Source organism: Rosistilla oblonga (assembly GCF_007751715.1).
Lineage (GTDB): Bacteria > Planctomycetota > Planctomycetia > Pirellulales > Pirellulaceae > Rosistilla > Rosistilla oblonga.
On record NZ_CP036292.1, the window covers coordinates 5,968,757 to 5,982,626 of the forward strand.

General features: G+C 57.4%; 12 protein-coding genes and 5 tRNA genes. 12 read left to right on the forward strand and 5 right to left on the reverse strand.

Features of this window, described 5'->3' with window-relative positions:
• Positions 1 to 27: 27 nt before the first annotated feature.
• Entirely contained in the window at positions 28 to 1,269 is a 1,242-nt protein-coding gene (locus tag CA51_RS21130; RefSeq protein WP_145123151.1) for a tetratricopeptide repeat protein, read from the reverse strand.
• 689 nt (positions 1,270 to 1,958) lie between these two features.
• On the opposite strand from CA51_RS21130, the gene CA51_RS21135 reads away from it, so the two are divergent.
• From CA51_RS21135 to rplL, 12 genes are all read left to right on the forward strand, one after another.
• Positions 1,959 to 2,031: transfer RNA gene (locus CA51_RS21135), tRNA-Thr, on the forward strand.
• An 84-nt stretch (positions 2,032 to 2,115) separates the two neighbouring features.
• Positions 2,116 to 2,197 (forward strand) — tRNA-Tyr (locus CA51_RS21140).
• A 123-nt stretch (positions 2,198 to 2,320) separates the two neighbouring features.
• Positions 2,321 to 2,391, forward strand: a tRNA-Gly gene (locus CA51_RS21145).
• Positions 2,392 to 2,401: 10 nt separating this feature from the next.
• Positions 2,402 to 2,473, forward strand: a tRNA-Thr gene (locus CA51_RS21150).
• Positions 2,474 to 2,609: 136 nt separating this feature from the next.
• Entirely contained in the window at positions 2,610 to 3,806 is a 1,197-nt protein-coding gene (gene tuf / locus CA51_RS21155; protein WP_145123152.1) for an elongation factor Tu, read from the forward strand.
• Between the two features lie 145 nt (positions 3,807 to 3,951).
• A tRNA-Trp gene (locus CA51_RS21160) sits at positions 3,952 to 4,025 on the forward strand.
• 189 nt (positions 4,026 to 4,214) lie between these two features.
• Complete coding sequence (gene secE, locus CA51_RS21165; RefSeq protein ID WP_145123153.1) at positions 4,215 to 4,661, forward strand: preprotein translocase subunit SecE; 447 nt, start codon at positions 4,215 to 4,217, stop codon at positions 4,659 to 4,661.
• Between the two features lie 68 nt (positions 4,662 to 4,729).
• Complete coding sequence (gene nusG, locus CA51_RS21170; protein WP_231745818.1) at positions 4,730 to 5,545, forward strand: transcription termination/antitermination protein NusG; 816 nt, start codon at positions 4,730 to 4,732, stop codon at positions 5,543 to 5,545.
• Positions 5,546 to 5,717: 172 nt separating this feature from the next.
• On the forward strand, positions 5,718 to 6,143 hold the full coding sequence (rplK, locus tag CA51_RS21175) for a 50S ribosomal protein L11 (protein ID WP_145123154.1): 426 nt from the start codon (positions 5,718 to 5,720) through the stop codon (positions 6,141 to 6,143).
• A gap of 118 nt (positions 6,144 to 6,261) precedes the next feature.
• Positions 6,262 to 6,939: a 50S ribosomal protein L1 gene (gene rplA / locus CA51_RS21180; protein WP_145123155.1), complete on the forward strand. Its 678-nt coding sequence runs from the start codon at positions 6,262 to 6,264 to the stop codon at positions 6,937 to 6,939.
• Positions 6,940 to 7,061: 122 nt separating this feature from the next.
• The gene (gene rplJ / locus CA51_RS21185) at positions 7,062 to 7,586 is read left to right on the forward strand and encodes a 50S ribosomal protein L10 (RefSeq protein ID WP_145123156.1); all 525 of its coding nucleotides are present in this window, start codon (positions 7,062 to 7,064) and stop codon (positions 7,584 to 7,586) included.
• Between the two features lie 227 nt (positions 7,587 to 7,813).
• Positions 7,814 to 8,221, forward strand: a complete 408-nt coding sequence (rplL, locus tag CA51_RS21190; RefSeq protein ID WP_145123157.1) for a 50S ribosomal protein L7/L12 — start codon at positions 7,814 to 7,816, stop codon at positions 8,219 to 8,221.
• A gap of 500 nt (positions 8,222 to 8,721) precedes the next feature.
• Here rplL and pgsW read toward each other — a convergent pair whose 3' ends face one another.
• From pgsW to CA51_RS21210, 4 genes are all read right to left on the reverse strand, one after another.
• Positions 8,722 to 9,939, reverse strand: coding sequence for a poly-gamma-glutamate system protein (gene pgsW, locus CA51_RS21195; RefSeq protein WP_145123158.1), 1,218 nt, complete (start codon positions 9,937 to 9,939; stop codon positions 8,722 to 8,724).
• Complete coding sequence (gene pgsC / locus CA51_RS21200) at positions 9,936 to 10,400, reverse strand: poly-gamma-glutamate biosynthesis protein PgsC (RefSeq protein ID WP_145123159.1); 465 nt, start codon at positions 10,398 to 10,400, stop codon at positions 9,936 to 9,938. The genes pgsW and pgsC overlap by 4 nt, the downstream gene beginning before the upstream one ends.
• Positions 10,400 to 11,632 (reverse strand): poly-gamma-glutamate synthase PgsB, encoded by a 1,233-nt coding sequence (gene pgsB / locus CA51_RS21205; protein ID WP_145123160.1) that lies wholly within the window; start codon positions 11,630 to 11,632, stop codon positions 10,400 to 10,402. The genes pgsC and pgsB overlap by 1 nt, the downstream gene beginning before the upstream one ends.
• Positions 11,633 to 12,571: 939 nt before the next feature.
• A complete protein-coding gene (locus CA51_RS21210) occupies positions 12,572 to 13,864 on the reverse strand; it encodes a DUF1501 domain-containing protein (protein ID WP_145123161.1) in 1,293 nt (430 codons plus the stop codon).
• Positions 13,865 to 13,870: the final 6 nt, after the last annotated feature.

A 13,870-nucleotide genomic window follows, 5' to 3' on the forward strand; every position in this document is an offset into this window, starting at 1 on the left:
CCACCGTTCCGGCGCGAACCGCACCCGTCACGCCCCGCCAGCCCCACGCCGAAACGCTCTTTCGGCCACAGAATCCCCACATTTCCTGGCATACTCACCGAGTTTTTCAGCATTCACGGTGGACAACTGGCTTGCAGAGGGCAGCTCTTTCAGCGTCCGTTCCAGCTCCTTCCCCTCCGCCGCCAGTTCCGCATTGGCCGCCGCACCATCGACTCCTAACGCCCGCTGAAGCGTTGCCATTTCGTTCCTAGCTCTCCAATCGAGAGGATGGATCGACAGCGACTTCCGATAGCTTGATAGACTGGTTTCGAGATCGCCGGACATATCCTGCAACCAGCCGAGATAACGCCAATATCGGTAATCGCCCTGCAACTCAGGCTGCCACCGCGACAGCGCCTCGCGGACCTGCTCAACCTCTCCCCGTTCCATCGCGTGATCGATCCAAAACGACAGCAATTCGATATTGTTGGGGTAACGCTCCTGCATTCGACGTGCGATGTCGAGTGTTCCATATTCCGGGACCTGCGAATCGAGCATCCTCAACACGCGGTTCGACTCGTTACCGCTAGCCCTCGCCAAATAGATGGCATAAGCAACTTCCAGCGGCTCGCGGCCGGGCGTCGCTGCCCGCCATCCGGCAACACGAAACAGCCCGTCGGAGAAGTTGAGCGCTGACATCGTCGTCAGATAAACGCCCGCCTCGACCGGTTGCGCACCACGCTCGATGGCCTGCCGAATGACCGCCTGCAGTTTTGCTTTCTGTAGCGTCATGCTGTACAGAAAAATCAAACGCTGATACGCCTGCTCGTTCCGAGGATCGATCGCCAAGATCGCCCAGAACAGACGCTCGGCGCGATCGATATCCTCAAGATGATCGATCGCAACATCACCGGCGACCGCTAGCGAGGGAACCAGATATGCATTGCTAACGGGCAACTGTTCGACAGCGTCGACAAATCCAACCCAGTCTTCGAGCGATTTTTTTGCCGTCGCCAGATGCATGATCGCCTGATCATTAAAGGGCTGCAGCGCAACCCATCGTTCCGCTGCCCGCTGAAGCTCTTGCCAGCTACCCGCCTGCTCGGCAAGCCGGCACGCACGGCGAAGGTCGCTGAGCTCCGCGGCGCGGCGGTACTGCATCACACCCCACCCAGCAAACAGAACGAAAACAGTAGCAACCGTTGCGACCAGCCATCGACGACGGCTCGCCGTTGGTGGCACCGCCGACAACTCCGCTTCAACCCGCTTCTCCTTCTTACGCGTACGCAAATGCAACCTCTCTCGTCCCGCTGCGCCACTTCAAGTTTCACCCCGGGAGGCGATACCGCGTCCCGCGACGAACAACTCAATGCGACCGTTAAACCGCAACCAAGGGAACTATCCCTCGCCCACATCATATACAAGCGGAATACCGCCGTGAGCAAGCAGCACCTTCACTTCAGCCATTCACAGCCAACAGTACCGCCATCACGCCCCGGCACATCCTCCGGTTATCACCGCGAGTAAAAGAGTTTGCTCCAACGACTCAGTGCGCCGCGTGCGGGAAGCTAGCTTGACTCTGCGGCTTGGATGCCCGTCGAATTCCGGTCTGTCGCACGACGCCAGTTGCCCAGCTCGCGAGACAAAAAAAGACGCAGCCCACCGCGCCGCGCGGACGCATCATGAAGGTCGACCGCAAGCCAGCGCGACAACTGCGACTCCGCACTGCCGTCGCAGGGCGAGCCAGCAGCGCCGCGGTGGGGAAAACCACGTCTTGCGCGAGGGAACAAAATGGCGCAACAGCAGACAAAATCGGGCTCATCAAAGCAACACATTCAAGGTTGTGAACCTTTGAAACGATAAGAATGTCAAAGTTCGAGGGAGAAAGGCTGAAATATAGTTCCAAAACAGGCCAAATTCGCCTTGCCCTCGATTGCAAGATCGGTAAACTCTCGTCTTCTTAGCGTGGAGTTTATCCAGCCAGCGTAGCTCAGTTGGCAGAGCAGCGGTTTTGTAAACCGCCGGTCGTGGGTTCGAATCCCTCCGCTGGCTCTTCGACGACCTGGTTGAAGCGACGAATTGCTAAGAAAAGGTTGAATGTCCGAGTGCATTCAGCCGACCCAAACAGAATTGTTTGGGGGGTTGCCCGAGTGGTTAAAGGGGGCGGACTGTAAATCCGCTAGCTTTGCTTACACAGGTTCGAATCCTGTACCCCCCATAGGCTAGCGTGCCGCACATGCGTAACATAACGCAAATGTGCGCCGACAGCCTTCGACGAATGTCGCTGCACATGTACCGCAACTGGGCCATGGCAGCCGAAAAGTGGTGACGGAAGAGGTTTGCGGGTGTAGCTCAATGGTAGAGCCACAGCCTTCCAAGCTGAAGACGAGGGTTCGATTCCCTTCACCCGCTTTCGCCATCAGCTGCTGTAGCTCAGTGGTAGAGCACTTCCTTGGTAAGGAAGAGGTCATGGGTTCAAGTCCCATCAGCAGCTCTTTGCGAATTTTAAAATGTATCGTTTCTGGCGGTTGACCCGAGTGTCGGGTGCAGCCAAGCGGTTGCTGGCGATTCGACGTTGTGTCGGCCATCAACTGGACTAACACATAGAATCTTGTAGGTGAAATAAAGCGATGGCCAAGGAGACTTTTGAGCGCACAAAGCCTCACGTGAACGTGGGTACTATCGGACACATTGACCATGGCAAAACCACAACCACGGGTGCTATCCTTGCAGTTCAAGCTGCAAAGGGCTTGGCGAAAGCCAAAGGCTACTCGGATATCGCCAAGGGCGGTACCGTCCGTGACTCGACCAAAACGGTAACAATCGCCGTTGCTCACGTTGAGTACGAAACTGCGGCTCGTCACTACGCCCACATCGACTGCCCGGGCCACGCTGACTTCGTTAAGAACATGATCACCGGTGCCGCCCAGATGGACGGAGCGATCTTGGTCGTTTCGGCTGCTGACGGCCCGATGCCACAAACCAAAGAACACGTTCTGTTGGCTCGCCAAGTTGGCGTTCCTTACATCGTGGTCTTCCTGAACAAGGTCGATCTGGTCGACGATCCCGAGCTGTTGGAATTGGTCGAACTGGAAGTTCGCGAATTGCTCAGCAAGTACGACTTCCCTGGCGACGACGTTCCTGTCATCCAAGGTAGCGCTCTGCCAGCCTACAACAACCCAGCAGATCCCGATGCTTCGAAGTGCATCAGCGACCTGATGGACGCTTTGGACGAATACGTCCCAGAACCATCGCGTGAAGAAGATCGCCCATTCCTGATGGCGATCGAGGACGTCTTCTCGATCGAAGGTCGTGGTACTGTTGCTACCGGTCGTATCGAACGCGGTGTCATCAACGTCGGCGAAGAAGTCGAAATCGTTGGCTTCCACGAAGAGAGCAAGAAGACGATCTGCACCGGCGTCGAAATGTTCCGCAAGCAAATGGACAAGGGCATCGCTGGCGATAACGTCGGTTGCCTGTTGCGTGGCGTTAAGCGTGAAGAAATCGAGCGTGGCCAAGTATTGTCCAAGCCCGGCAGCATCACTCCGCACACCAAGTTCGAAGCAGAAGTTTATTGCTTGAGCAAAGATGAAGGTGGACGTCACACTCCATTCTTCAGCGGATATCGCCCACAGTTCTACTTCCGTACCACCGACGTTACCGGAACTGCAAACCTGGTTGGCGCCGAAATGTGCATGCCTGGCGATAACGTGAAGGTTGAAGTTGAATTGCACAAGCCAATCGCGATGGACGACGGTGTTCGTTTCGCGATTCGCGAAGGTGGACGTACCGTTGGTTCGGGCGTTGTCACCAAGATCATTGCCTAATTCAGCAAGTCGCAATCACAAAGCCAACTGGTTGACGTGTGAGCGATAAATGAAGATCATGCTAAGTGGCAATGCGATGCCAAACCATCGCCGTTGCCACTTAGTTTTATGTGGACCGCTTTTCGAAGCCTCGGTCTGCATTGCTAGGGGAGTAGCTCAATTGGTTAGAGCACTGGTTTCCAAAACCAGGGGTTGCGAGTTCGAGTCCCGCCTCCCCTGCTAGCATATGCTTTAAAGGTAATTGACTGCAATCGCGACCGGCCCCGTGCCGCAAACGCGACGACTCGCAGCGACCTTGGATGCAAGTTTTCGAACTTGACCTGTCCATTGAATGGTAGCGCGGTGGCAGTTGTGGTCACAGCCGAAAAAGAAATACATTGAAACACGATTCGTCGGGAGTTCGCCCGGATGTCCACGGAAGTAGCCGGAAATTCAACAGCCCCCTTGTTGCCTGAACTGTTCAAAGGTCAGGTTTACAAGCGGAACCAAGGGCGTCTGGTCCGCCAGATGACCTGCTTGGCGTTTTGGGTGATCGTCGCCCTAGGCTGCAAAAGCCTTTACGATTCCCTGCAAGGCTTCTTCGACGAAAGCTCGGCGGCCCTCGAATTGGCGATCCCAGCGATCACCTGCTTGGTCGGCTTCTGGATCTCGTTCCGCTTGGTCAACTGGCCTCGCTTTGCCGACTTCCTGATCGCTGTCGAAGCGGAGATGAACAAGGTCTCATGGCCCAGCAAGGCCGAATTGATCCGCGCTTCGATCGTCGTGATCTTCACGATCTTTTTCCTAGCGATGTCGCTGTTTACATTCGACATCATCTGGCGGGCAATTTTCGAGTTTATCGGCGTTGCCGCTTAACGAAATTGCAAACATAGATAGAGCCCCAGGCGCAACAGCCTGAGGCTATTAAGAAAGGCTGAACTGCGGTGGACGGCGAAGACAAACGCGAACAGGACGAACAACTTGAGGCTGCTGCGGCATCCGAGCAGGCAGAGGATTCGTCCGACGCGGCGGAAAAGTCCGACGTCAGCGTAACCGAAGAACTCGCATCGGGCGAAGCTATCGGCGGTTCGAAAGCTGCCGCCCCTCGCGAAGAAGAAGCTGTCGATCCCATTCTCGAAGACGAATTCGAGGCTCCCACGCGGCGGATCAAAAAGCCCGAGGTCGACGTCGAAGACGAGATTCTCGATCCCGATGAAGCGCCCAAAGAGTGGTACATCCTAAAGGTTGCGTTCAACCGCGAAGAAACCGTTCGCGACGCGATCATCAAACAGATCAACATGTCGGGCATGGAAGGCTATTTCGGCGAAGTCTTGGTGCCAACCGAAGACATCGTTGAATTCAACCGCAGCGGCAAACGCAAGATCGTCAAACGGAAGCTCTATCCGGGCTACCTGATGATCTACATGCACGTCAACGACGACACCTGGTTCCTGATTCGCGACACCACCGGCGTCAGCGACTTCACAGGAACCGCTGGCAAGCCAGCTCCGATGGATCCCGCAGAAGTCGAACGCGTGATCACATCGAATGAAGACGGTGAAGATGGCGAGAAGCAGCTCAAGACGTCGATACCGTTTAAAGTCGGCGAGCGAGTTCGCGTCAAGGAAGGTAACTTCCAAAATCAGGAAGGCGAAGTTGAGAAATTGGATGAGGCGAACGGTCGCATCTCAGTTAATATCAATATTTTTGGCCGATCCGTGCCAGTAGAGCTTGACCATTGGCAGGTCGAACCGCTCTAGTATTCGCTCGCTGATTTGTGTACGCCGCCAACCGGAGCGTTCGAGCTCCGTGTTAGACCCCAGGCGGCGTAGGTCAGATCCCCAAGAAAGACATTCCTGGCGGCAGGTTGAAGTCGGTGACGTAAACCGAGTACAGCCGCGATGGACCGCCTCGAGAAAGTAGACATTAAAGATGGCAAAGCAACTTGTTGGCCAGGCTAAGTTCCAAGTGCCTGGTGGACAAGCGACTCCCGCACCTCCCGTGGGTACGTCGCTTGGTAAGTTTGGTGTAAACCTTGGGCAGTTCGTTCAAGCGTTTAATGATCGCACCAAGGAGTACGCAGGTACCCCGATCCCCGTGATCGTTTCTGTATACAACGATCGCAGCTTCGACTTTGTCACAAAGAGCCCGCCCGCGGCCTCTTTGCTGAAACAGACAGCTGGAATCGCTAAAGGTTCTGGTGTGCCTCATAAAGACAAGGTCGCATCCGTCTCTCGCGCTCAATGCCAAGAGATCGCCGAAAAGAAGATGGCCGATCTCAACGCACGCGATATCGAACATGCGATCCGCATGATCGAAGGGACTGCGCGAAGCATGGGAATCGACGTCGTAGGTTAAGTCGCGACATTGTGACCCCGGCATTCTGCTTTGCGGTGTTCCGCGAAGTGCCGATTGCCAGCGGTCGCGAATCTTTCACGCGACCATGAACCATGGACACTCAAGGAATAAACCAAATATGCCACAGCAATCAAAACGTTATCGTGCGATGGCCGCCAAAGCGTCGGCGGAACCAAAGCCACTCAGCGAGGCTGTTGTCTCGCTGAAGGAATTCAATACAACGAAGTTCGACCAAACCGTCGAAATTCACATGCGGCTCGGAATCGACCCGAACCAAGCCGATCAGATCATCCGCGGTAGCTTGGTCCTGCCTCACGGCATCGGCCGAACTCAACGCGTCGTCGTGTTCGCAAAAGGCGAAGCGGCTGAAGCTGCCAAAGCAGCTGGTGCCGATGAAGTTGGCCAAGAGGATTTGGCTAAGCGAATTAAAGATGGTTGGACCGACTTCGACGTCTGCATCGCGACTCCTGACATGATGGGTGTCGTGGGACCTCTGGGCCGTGTCCTGGGTCCTCGCGGTTTGATGCCTGCACCACGTGCCGGAACCGTCACTCCCGATGCTGGCAAGGTAGTCGCTGAATACAAAGCGGGTAAAGTCGAGTTCCGCAACGACAAGGGTGGCAACGTCCACGCGGTTGTTGGCAAGTTGAGCTTCGACGCCGAAAAGCTGTCCGAAAACATTCAGGCGTTCATCGATCTGGTTGTGGGAATGAAGCCACAATCGGTCAAAGGGACCTATCTGAAAGGTATTGCGATCGCCGCCACGATGAGCCCTAGCGTTCGCGTCGCTGGTTAGTCCGCAATCGACACACGATTGGTCTTCCAGAGCGTAGGGCTTTGGATGCGTCAAATATAAAATTCGCAATCCGGCTTGCGACGCCGCTTCGGTGGTGTTCAGGCTGCAAGTGAGACAGAAATATGAGTAAGTTCGTCAAAGAATTAGTAACTCGCGACATCAAGAATCGTCTTGATGGTGTCGAGGACGCAGTGATCGTAAGTACGGTTGGGATGGACGCCAACACGACGTGCGAGCTTCGCGCGGAACTGAGGCAGAAAGAGATCACCATGTTGGTGGTTAAAAACTCCTTGGCGCGAAAAGCAACCGAAGGAACAACGCTTAGTCCGATGTTCGAAGGTGCCGGCGGTTCGCTGGCGGTCTGCTTCGGTGGCAGCGACTTCATCTCGCTCGTGAAGGAAGTTGTCCGTCTGGACAAGGACAGCGAGAAGTTCGGAAAGTTCGTTGCCGCTGGCGGCGTGATGGACGGCGAAGCGTTGGACCCCGATGGGCTCAAAGCAGTCAGCAAGTGGCCGAGTCGCGAAGAGCAGATCTCGATGCTGGTTGGCCAGATCCTCGGCCCAGGTGCAAACCTGTCCGCCGCTTTGCTTGGCCCTGGCAAGACGCTCAACGGCCAAATCAAGAAGATTTCCGAAGAGGAAGAGTAGTCGTATTGCGACGGCCTCCGACGAGGCTTTCGCGGTTTGGTCCGGGATGCCATCAACGCGATCCCGCAGGAAAGTAACCCAGCCACCCACCGGGTGTCTGTTTTAAATAACCCTTACGTTGTGTACCTCACCCGTCGCGAGGCGGTGTTGTGGGAGGTTGAAAAGGCGGGCATTTGATGGTGCTCGTCTCACAATTCATCCGCCTTTTTGAATAGGAAAGAATACCCATGTCGGAAGACACCGCAGTAGCTGAAGTCAGCGCCGAAACTAAAGAAATGGGCGATAAGATCGCTCAACTGACCCTCAAGCAAGCCAAAGAATTGAGCGATTACCTGAAGGACGAGCATGGCATCGAGCCAGCTTCCGGTGGTGGCGCTGTCATGATGGCTGCTCCAACCGACGGTCCTGCTGCTGAAGCAGAAAAGACTGAATTCGACGTCGTTCTGACCGGATTTGGCGACAAGAAGTTGAACGTCGTTAAGGTTGTTAAGAACCTGACCGGCGCTTCGCTGATGGACGCCAAGAAGATGGTCGAGAGCTGCCCTGCAACTCTGAAAGAAGCCGTCTCGAAGGAAGATGCCGAGAAGGTCAAGGCAGAAGTCGAAGAAGCTGGCGGAAGCGTCGAACTGAAATAGTTCGCCCATCCAGCGTCGTCACAATCGCGGTTCGCCGCGATCGTCCGACCGACATTTAATATAGAAGAGGGTGTGTTCCAGCGAATCTGGAACGCACCCTTTTTTCGTTTGATGAGTTTCGCTTCGGCGCTCTCCACATTGGCACCGATTCGACTCAGTTCCCCGAGTTGAATCCGTCACCCGGCGCGAGCCGTCCACCTCGGTGTAGTGATCGATTCTCCTAGCGTCCAACTGGCTATGTAGCCGCGGATGCGGCGGCCGCATAAAGCCGCGGCGCCAGCCGCCCGCTTCGGTGGGGGGATCGATTCTCCTAGCGCCCAGCTCGCAGTATAGCCGCGGAGCCGGCGGCCGCACAAAGCCTGCGGCGCCAGCCGTCCGCTTCGTTGGGGGGGATCGATTCTCCTAGCGCCCAGCTGGCAGTATAGCCGCAGAGGCGGCGGCCGCATAAAGCCTGCGGCGCGAGCCGCAGGAACTTTCGAAGCATCATCCGGCTGCATCCCCTACACCATCCATTCCACCTGCTTTGGCAGAGCGTTGGTCGATGCATTGGGACGGCGGACCAAGCGTCGCAGCTTGAGTACCGTCCGCAGGTACCAACGTGGGAAGACGGTAACCGACATCCAAACCCAAGTCATGCAGATCAATGCCGCTGCCAATGGGCGACGGTACGTCATATGGCTGAAGAGCGAGCCCTGGCCGACGCGCGGCATCTCTGCCGGTGCGATCGCCAATCCGTAGGACTCCGCGATCTGTTTCGCATCGACGACGTTTACAATCGGGACGCCTTGGGTGAGCATTCGCGAGGCGACACAGTCGGGGACCTCTTGATCGCTTGGAGTCGATCGATGCACGCCAGCGCTGAAACAGGCGTTGCCAGCGGTTCCGCCGATCGAAGCCGATCCGCCACCAACATTGATGTAGGCGGCATACGGTTGCTCGGAGCCAGCGTTTTGATAGATCTCCATCCGCTGCCCCACCGAATCTTCGATGTCGGCGACGTTCAGCACGGGGACGCCGTTGCGGGTCGCAGCCAATTCCAGCATCTCACGCGTTGGTTCGGTCATCCCGGCCGCGCGGTCGAACAGGCCTCCCAACGAAGCGCTCTGCGCGGCGAAGGACTCTGGAAAAATCCCGGCATCGCGGAGCTGGCGTTCCATGTCGACCCACATCATGTCGGGGGAGTTTGCGCCGTATTGGCTCGCTGCCACCGACAGTACGATTGTCGGCTTCAGCTGCAGCGTTTCGGCGGCGGCATAGACCGCGATGTTCAGCGCCGGCCAAGATCCGCTCGCTCCGATCGCGATCGAATCCCCTGGCTCGACGCCCGCCTGCTCCAACCAACGGACGACCACTGCCGCGAGGTTCGGGTTAATCGAGGTCTGCTTCGATTCCAAAGAACCGAGCTTGCTGGTGACCATCGACATCGATGGGCCGATCAGGTGGGATCCGCTGGGGTCCAGTTTGGGTAATGCGCGATGCCCCTGAGCGATCCGCAGATCTTTGATGTGGCGGAGCGCTTCGTCCGCCTTTTCGGCAGCGGCTGTCAATTGAGGCGACGGGGCGGCAACTTGCTGAGGCCACCATTCGACGGCGAACAAACCGGCCAACGAGGCGAGCATGCCGGCCCACAGCCATCGCCGCGAGATCTTCTTGGGACGCCAATACATCACCTGGAACGGTTGCGCAGGATTCATTTTGAGGAACGATTGCCGATTCATGAGAAGTTCTCCACGCCGATGGTGATCAAGGTCAAACGAACCAACACCGCCGCCGACATCATCGGGGACAGCGTTTCAATAAAGCCTTGGCGTTCAAACCACAGCGCGATCAGGCCGGGAATGATGAAACCGATCATCACCACGGGGTTCATCGCATCTTCGGCCGGCACCCCAGCCAAACTGTTCGCCAGCAGACGGAACATCGTCCCGACAACAAATCCAAACAGCATCGTCAACACGACGCGTCGGCGGCCGTACAAGATCACCCACCGGGAGACTTGGCGAATGATTCCCCAGGTCACAAGCGCCGCGACGATCGTCATCACCACAGCGATCGGATGATGCATCGACAGCGCGATGTATCCCGGCACGATCATCCCGCCGACACTTAAACCGAAGACCTCGGTCACCACCAGACTGACGACCAGACCGATAGCAATTGCAAGCAAAGTGGCATCCATTACACGGCCTCCTGCAACTGGGGTTCACGGGTTTCGCAGCTGCCCGAATCCTGGGCGTGTTGAAAATAGTTCAGCAGATCCATTCCGGGCCCGGCAATGTTTCCCATCCCCATGACCATCGAGCTACGCCCCGATTGGCCCTGCATCAATTCGACGATCCGCGCGGCAGGTTGATGCTCCGCACAGGTCAATCGATCTCTGGAGAGTCCCTTCTGAATCGCTCGGCGAGCAAACGTCTCGGTCCCCGTTCCCGAAAGAATGTAGTGGTCGGCGGGGCGCCAACGGACACAGGCATCGGCCAGTTGCAGCGATCGGTCGATCCGATCCTCGCGGCAATTGAACAATGCGATCCGCCGTTCGACCTTTTCGTAGCGGTCGACCAAGGTGTTCCAGCTGTTCCCGGTCGATTCGGGATCGTTCGCCGCAAATCCGTTGACGAAGACCATCTCCCGCTCGGGATCGGCGATCCGGTACAGTCGCATTACTCCAGGATCGGCGTCGGCGGCCCACATCCCTTGCAGCGCTGTCTGCCGGTCGACTCCCAGATCGCTGCAGATCCGCAGCGCGAGAGCCAGGTTGTCGGGATGTTCGATATGAGAAAACCCGGCCAGTTCGTCCCAAGTGACCTCGGCGACGCTGTCGTCCAGAATCGAAACCATCTTCGATCCGCGATCCTTCGCCGCGTCGGCGATCACGTCGCGCGGCATCTGCCGCTGTTCGGCGGTATACATCGTTCCGCCGACAGGAACCGTCCCCGCCAGGGCGCGAGCGACGCCGCGAACATCGGGCCCCATCACATCCAAGTGATCGGCGCGGGCGTTGGTGATCACGCCGTGAGTCGATTGGATCAACTGCAATTCACACAGCGATTGCAGCTGAGGTTGCAGCGCCATGCACTCGACGACAAGCGCCTCGGCTCCCAATCGAGCGGCCGCGCGGACGACCCGTCGCTGTTCGATCACGTTGGCTCGGGAGGGACGAAAGACCGATGCCTCGCTGCCGTCGGGGAAGATCATCCGCGGCACGGTACCGGTTGTCTTGGCACACGTGCGAATCCCGCCAGCTCGCAAACCGGCGGCAATTAAGCGCGTAACACTCGACTTCCCACGCGTCCCATTAACATGAATCCGTACCGGGATCTTATGAAGGTTGTGGTTGTGCCACCAAGATTCGGCGATACCCGCAGCAGACAACGCGAGCGCACCACCAGCCATTACCAGAGTGCCGTCCATGGCCTCTCCTTTGCATCGAAGCAATTGAGTTAGAAAAGATAAGCAGAAAAGTTTTTACATCTCCGGTGGCGAACCGCTTCGTCTCCGCAACGCCGATGTAAAAATGTCGGTTCGAGCGGTAAACGTTACAAACCCAGTACAGGTCTGACTACCAACCCGTCTGATTCCCTAGGCTTTGCAGTCCCGAGAATCGTTGGGAAACAAGCACCAAGCTGATTTGTAAATTTTTCAAATCGGCTTGGACATTCCCCAACCGCCATCTGGAAAGAGAACAGTTGCAACCTGCGTGCCAAACGCAAAATGAAATCAGTGACCAACAAGCGAGCGTCCGCTTCTTAGGCCGGAGGCCGACACATGCGGGCGATGCAGGTGTCGCTCCAACCAGAAGTGCGGTGCCCGCCTCTACAACGGCGAAAGGGACAGGAACATTCCTCACAGACCTGGCGTGGGCCGAAGGTCCAGCAATTTGCATAGCCCAGCCTGCAGGGCTGGGTCTCAGCCGACGTCGCCCGGTTTCATTTCACAACGGGCGAAGGGGCAACGCCCCGGGGTAGGTGGTGCCAATTGACCGGGCCTACAGCCCAACCATGTCAACCATCGCCGCTAGACCCCAGGCCGATGGCCTGGGCTAGGCAAATGGTCGAGCCTGCGGCCCTGACTCGGATGAATGCGATGGGCAACGGTCTGCGACGAACGAAAGACATCTCACTAGATTGGCAAGCGTTCGGTCGCGACAACTCAAAATGACTTACGTATAACTGCCGGACGTGCAAGCCTCCGGTCCACGGCAGCCCCCCAAAACAAAGGCCGGAGGCCGACACACGCGGGCGATGGAGGTGTCGATCCAACCAGAGGTGTGTTGTCCGTCTCTTAGAGAGACATCAGCCGCCGACGTTTTGTCGGCGGCAACTGAATCGGGCTGATGCAAATCGAAGCGCGTCAGCTTTGCAGCAGCTTCGCGATCGGTTCCCCGCGGTCGGTGATCGGGACCGGGCGGTCGCCGGCGTACAGATTCTTCGTCCAATCGATTCCGACGGCGGCGCAAATCGTGGCGAAGAAGTCGGGGACGCCGACCGGGTCGGAGACGATCTTCTTGGACAGTTCATCCGTCTCGCCCCAGGCGCCTCGATGCGCCAGCCCGCCGCCGGCCAAGACGCACGTAAACGCACGCCCTTGGTGGCCGCGACCGCCACCGCTATCAAACTCCGGCGGCCGGCCAAATTCGCTGGTGATCACGATCAACGTTTTATCGAGCAGCTTCTTTTGTTCCAGGTCCAGGATCAACGTCGATACGGCGGTATCCATCTCTTGAATCAGTTTGTGCTGCTGCAGGATGCCCGCATTGTGCACGTCCCAGCCGGCGCCGTTTAAGAAATTCAGGTTGTGAGAGACTTCGATAAACCGGACGCCTCGTTCAACCAGTCGGCGGCTGAGCAGACACCGCTGCCCAAACTCGCCACCATAACGCTGACGCAGATCGTCCGGTTCGTTATCGAGATCGAAGACGCGAGTGAACTCCGGCCCGCTCAGCTTCAAGCTCTGTTGGATCGCTGCGTCGTAATCGGCCAGTTGCTGCTGTGCCGCCGCCGCACCGTTTTGTTGCAGCGTCGCCAAAAAGCGTTCGCGTCGCGATTGGCGATCCGGCGTGATCCCATCGGGGCGACTGAGTCCCGCCGGGCCGCGGCTGGTGTCGGTCAGATAGAGATAGCTGTCGCGAGCTCCCAAGAAACCGGGACCTCGCGTGACGTTGGGATAACCGATCAGAACGTACGGCGGAGCGATGTCGTTGGCCGCACCGCGCTCGTGAGCGACGATCGATCCGATCGAAGGATAGGAGATCGTACCGCTGATCGGCCGGCCGGTGTGCATCCGGTTGGTCGCGGCAGCATGTTCGTCGATCATTTCATGGTGCACACTGCGGACCGCCGTCACGCGATCCATCAACGGAGCCATCTGCGACAAGTGCTCGCAGACCTGCACGTCGGGAACGGCGGTATCGATCGCATCGTAATAGGCGCCCGCTTTTCGGTTGGCCGGATCCCCTTTGCGTTTCGGATCGAACGTGTCGATCTGCCCCATGCCGCCGCCCAGCCAGATCGAGATCACATGCTCGGCTTGGCCCATCATCGACGGGAGGGCGGATTCGGCGGAGGCCGATCGTGGCAGGGCGATTCCGCCTGCGGCCAGCGCACCTGCACTCAACAGGTCGCGGCGAGTGATAGATGATTTCATAAGAGT

Excerpts from the sequence above, each read along its gene's own strand:
- rplL (WP_145123157.1), top strand. The coding sequence starts at position 7,814 with ATGTCGGAAGACACCGCAGTAGCTGAAGTCAGCGCCGAAACTAAAGAA.
- pgsC (WP_145123159.1), bottom strand. The coding sequence starts at position 10,400 with ATGGATGCCACTTTGCTTGCAATTGCTATCGGTCTGGTCGTCAGTCTG.
- secE (WP_145123153.1), top strand. The coding sequence starts at position 4,215 with ATGTCCACGGAAGTAGCCGGAAATTCAACAGCCCCCTTGTTGCCTGAA.
- pgsB (WP_145123160.1), bottom strand. The coding sequence starts at position 11,632 with ATGGACGGCACTCTGGTAATGGCTGGTGGTGCGCTCGCGTTGTCTGCT.
- tuf (WP_145123152.1), top strand. The coding sequence starts at position 2,610 with ATGGCCAAGGAGACTTTTGAGCGCACAAAGCCTCACGTGAACGTGGGT.
- pgsW (WP_145123158.1), bottom strand. The coding sequence starts at position 9,939 with ATGAATCGGCAATCGTTCCTCAAAATGAATCCTGCGCAACCGTTCCAG.
- rplJ (WP_145123156.1), top strand. The coding sequence starts at position 7,062 with ATGAGTAAGTTCGTCAAAGAATTAGTAACTCGCGACATCAAGAATCGT.
- CA51_RS21210 (WP_145123161.1), bottom strand. The coding sequence starts at position 13,864 with ATGAAATCATCTATCACTCGCCGCGACCTGTTGAGTGCAGGTGCGCTG.
- rplK (WP_145123154.1), top strand. The coding sequence starts at position 5,718 with ATGGCAAAGCAACTTGTTGGCCAGGCTAAGTTCCAAGTGCCTGGTGGA.
- rplA (WP_145123155.1), top strand. The coding sequence starts at position 6,262 with ATGCCACAGCAATCAAAACGTTATCGTGCGATGGCCGCCAAAGCGTCG.